Raw genomic sequence first — 3,190 nt, forward strand, 5'->3', positions numbered from 1 at the left:
CGCGTACGAGCGGGCCCGCCGCGCCCTCGCCGACGGCCTCGGCACCGATCCGGGTCCCGAACTCACCGCCCTCCACGCGGGCCTGCTCGGCCAGGACGGATCCGCCGACACCGGCCCCCGCCGAGCCCCCGTCCCCGTCCCCGTCCCCGTCCCCATTCCCGCCCCCGCGGTCGCCCCCGCGGGCAACATCCGCCCCCGGCTCACCTCCTTCGTCGGCCGGGAGCCCGAACTCGGCGCGCTCCGCTCGGAACTGCGCACCTCGCGGCTGGTCACGCTCACCGGACCCGGCGGCTCCGGCAAGACCCGGCTCGCCGAGGAGGCCGCGTCCGGCCATCCGCAGGCCTGGCTGGTCGAACTCGCCCCGCTGGACCGGCCCGAGGCGGTGCCCGGCGCGGTGGTCAGCGCGCTCGGGCTGCGCGAGACCGCGCTGATCACCGCCGAGCTCGGCCTCCAGCAGGACGACCCCGTGGAACTGCTCGTCGAGCACTGCGCCGTCCGCCCCCGCCTGCTCATCCTCGACAACTGCGAACACGTCGTCGACGCGGCCGCCGCCCTCGCCGAGACCCTGCTCACCCGCTGCCCCGCCCTGACCGTCCTCGCCACCAGCCGGGAACCGCTCGGCGTGCCCGGCGAGCAGCTGCGCCCCGTCGAACCGCTCCGCCCCGACCAGGCGCACCGGCTGTTCACCGAGCGCGCGGCGGCCGTACGGCCCGACGCCGGGGCCGCGCTGCGGGACACCGTCGCCGTGGCGGAGATCTGCCGCCGCCTCGACGGGCTGCCGCTCGCCATCGAACTGGCCGCCGCCCGGCTGCGGATGCTCACCCCGCGGCAGATCGCCGACCGCCTGGACGACCGCTTCCGCCTGCTCACCGCCGGCAGCCGCACGGTCCTGCCCCGCCAGCAGACGCTGCGCGCCGTCGTCGACTGGTCCTGGGACCTGCTCGACGAGCGGGAGCGCGCGGTGCTGCGCGAGGTGTCGGTCTTCGCGGGCGGCTGGGACCTCGCCGCGGCGGAGGCCGTGTGCACCGGCCCGGTCGCCGACGTGCTCGGCGCGCTCGTCGACAAGTCCCTGGTGGTGGCGTACGCGGGCGACGGCGCGGACGGGATGCGCTACCGGCTCCTCGAGACCATCCACGAGTACGCCGTCGAGCGCGCCGCCGAGGACCCGAAGGTCCGGGCCGCGGCCGAGGAACGGCACCGGGCGTGGGCGCGCTCGCTGGCCGAGGAGGCCGACCGGCGGCTGCGCACCGCGGACCAGCTCCCGTGGATGGCACGGCTGGAGACCGAGCACGACAACGTCCGCGCCGCCCTCGACCGGGCGCTGCTCGCGGGCGACGAGCCGCAGGCCGCGGCGATCGTCCTCGGGATGGGCTGGTTCTGGTGGCTGCGCAACTACCGCCGCGAGGCCACGGAATGGGTCGAGCGGGTGCTGCGGCTGGGCGTCCTGCTGGACCTGCCGGACCCGGTCCGCCCCACCCCCGAGGCGATCGCCGCGCTCGACATGGTGGCCGCCTTCCTCGACGCCCCCGACGGCGAGCGGGGCCATCCGCTCCACCGGACGCGCATGGACCTGCGCATCCTGCACCTGTTCATGGTGCTGGAGTACGGCCGGCCGGTCTACGAGAACGACGAGCGGTTCGACACCTACGTCGACCGGGTGCGGGACGCCTTCGCCGCCGGGGGTCCCGAGGCGGCGCGGATGCCCGGCGTCTGCTGGCCGACCGTGCTGTTCCTGCACGAGACCCCGAACGACGTCCGGGCCAGCCTGGACGCTGCCCTCCTCAACTGCCGTGCGCACGGCGGTGACTGGGAGGTCGCCGTCATCCTGATGTTCCGCACCCACATGGTCGTCGACTCGCCGGGCAACCTCGCGGGCGTCGACGAGGACCTCGCCGAGCTGCGCACGATCACCCGTCGGGCGGGCGACCGCTGGATGCGCGCGCAGGTCGCCAGCGCGGCGGGCGAGGCGGCGATGGCCCGCAGCCGGTTCGACGAGGCCCGCCAGGAGTACGAGGAGGCGCTCAGGCTGGCCCACGAGGTCGGCGCGAACATCGAGACGCCGTTCCTGATGGCCCGGATCGCCGAGATCGACTACCGGTCCGGCGACCGGGCGGCGGCGCTGGCCGCCCTGGACGAGGCGAGCGCGGTGGCCGAGGAGCACGGCGTCTCGGACTCCCGCTCCTTCGTCCTGCTGCTGCGGGCGCACATCGCCCTGTCCGACGGGGAGGTGGCGCTCGCGCGGCGGCTGCACGACGACGCGCTCGTGGAGAGCCGGCGCGGCACCCCGCCGCCGCAGTTCCTCGCGGCCCTGGGCGCCGTGCGGGCGCTGGTCGTGGCGGCCGAGTCCGGGCCGCGCGGCGCGCTGCCGGTCGCGGTGGACGTCCTGCGTCAGGGCCTGGAGCAGCAGTGCTCCGAGGCCGTGCTCGCCGCGCTCGTCGACATCGGCGCCGTGCTCTGCGCCAGGAGCGGCGACGTGCCGCGCGCACTGCGGCTGTTCGCGGTCGGCGACCGGCTGCGCGGCGGCCATCCCCGCCCGATGCCGGAACGCCTGGACGCCGAGGCGATCCAGCGCGAGGCACGCGCCGGGCTGGGCCCGGACCGCTGCGCGGCGGAACACGCCCGGGGTACGGCCCTGACGCCCGCGGACGTGGTGACGGAGCTGGCCGACCTGGCGTCCTCGGCCGCCCCTACCGGCAGGTGAACTTCGACGTCGCCCAGTCCGCGAGGGCCAGTTCGTCGAGGGGGCCGCGCGGCTCGACCACCAGCCGTACGGTCCGGCGCCCGGTGAGGTCCACATGGACGGGTACGGCCGCGTCGCCGCCGTCGACGGTGCCGGACCGCCACAGCCGCACCCCGTCGGCGTAGACGGAGAAGGCCAGCGCGACCGGGCCCGCCGTCAGGTCGTCGACGCCGGCGAGCGCGTCGTAGGAGGTGCACGCGCGGTTGAGGTCGACGGTGACGGAGGACCTGCCGTGCACGGTGACGCCCTGCCGGTAGCGCAGGTCCCCGACGGACAGGCCGTGGCGCCGCCACACCCAGCTGCTGTCGGCCAGCCGCACCTCCGGCGCGTCGCCGTCGCCGAGGAGGTCGTAGTCGAGTGCGTTCAGCTGGTAGACGGTGGGCTCCGGCTCGGGCGGGGGAGCCGGCGTCGGGGTGGGCGAGGGCGTCGGGGTGGGGCTGGGCGAGGGCG

2 protein-coding genes are annotated in these 3,190 nt (G+C 76.5%); one reads left to right on the plus strand and one right to left on the minus strand.

Going from position 1 to position 3,190, the window contains the following annotated elements:
- The coding region (locus tag WN71_RS38980; protein WP_071369956.1) for an ATP-binding protein at positions 1-2,701 on the plus strand (2,701 nt) is incomplete at its 5' end.
- On the opposite strand, the gene WN71_RS38985 is transcribed toward WN71_RS38980, so the two are convergent.
- Positions 2,688-3,190 (minus strand): NPCBM/NEW2 domain-containing protein (locus WN71_RS38985; RefSeq protein ID WP_206300259.1); only part of this gene is annotated, 503 nt, incomplete at its 5' end. The genes WN71_RS38980 and WN71_RS38985 overlap by 14 nt on opposite strands.

Source organism: Streptomyces mangrovisoli (assembly GCF_000974985.2).
GTDB classification, from domain to species: domain Bacteria; phylum Actinomycetota; class Actinomycetes; order Streptomycetales; family Streptomycetaceae; genus Streptomyces; species Streptomyces mangrovisoli.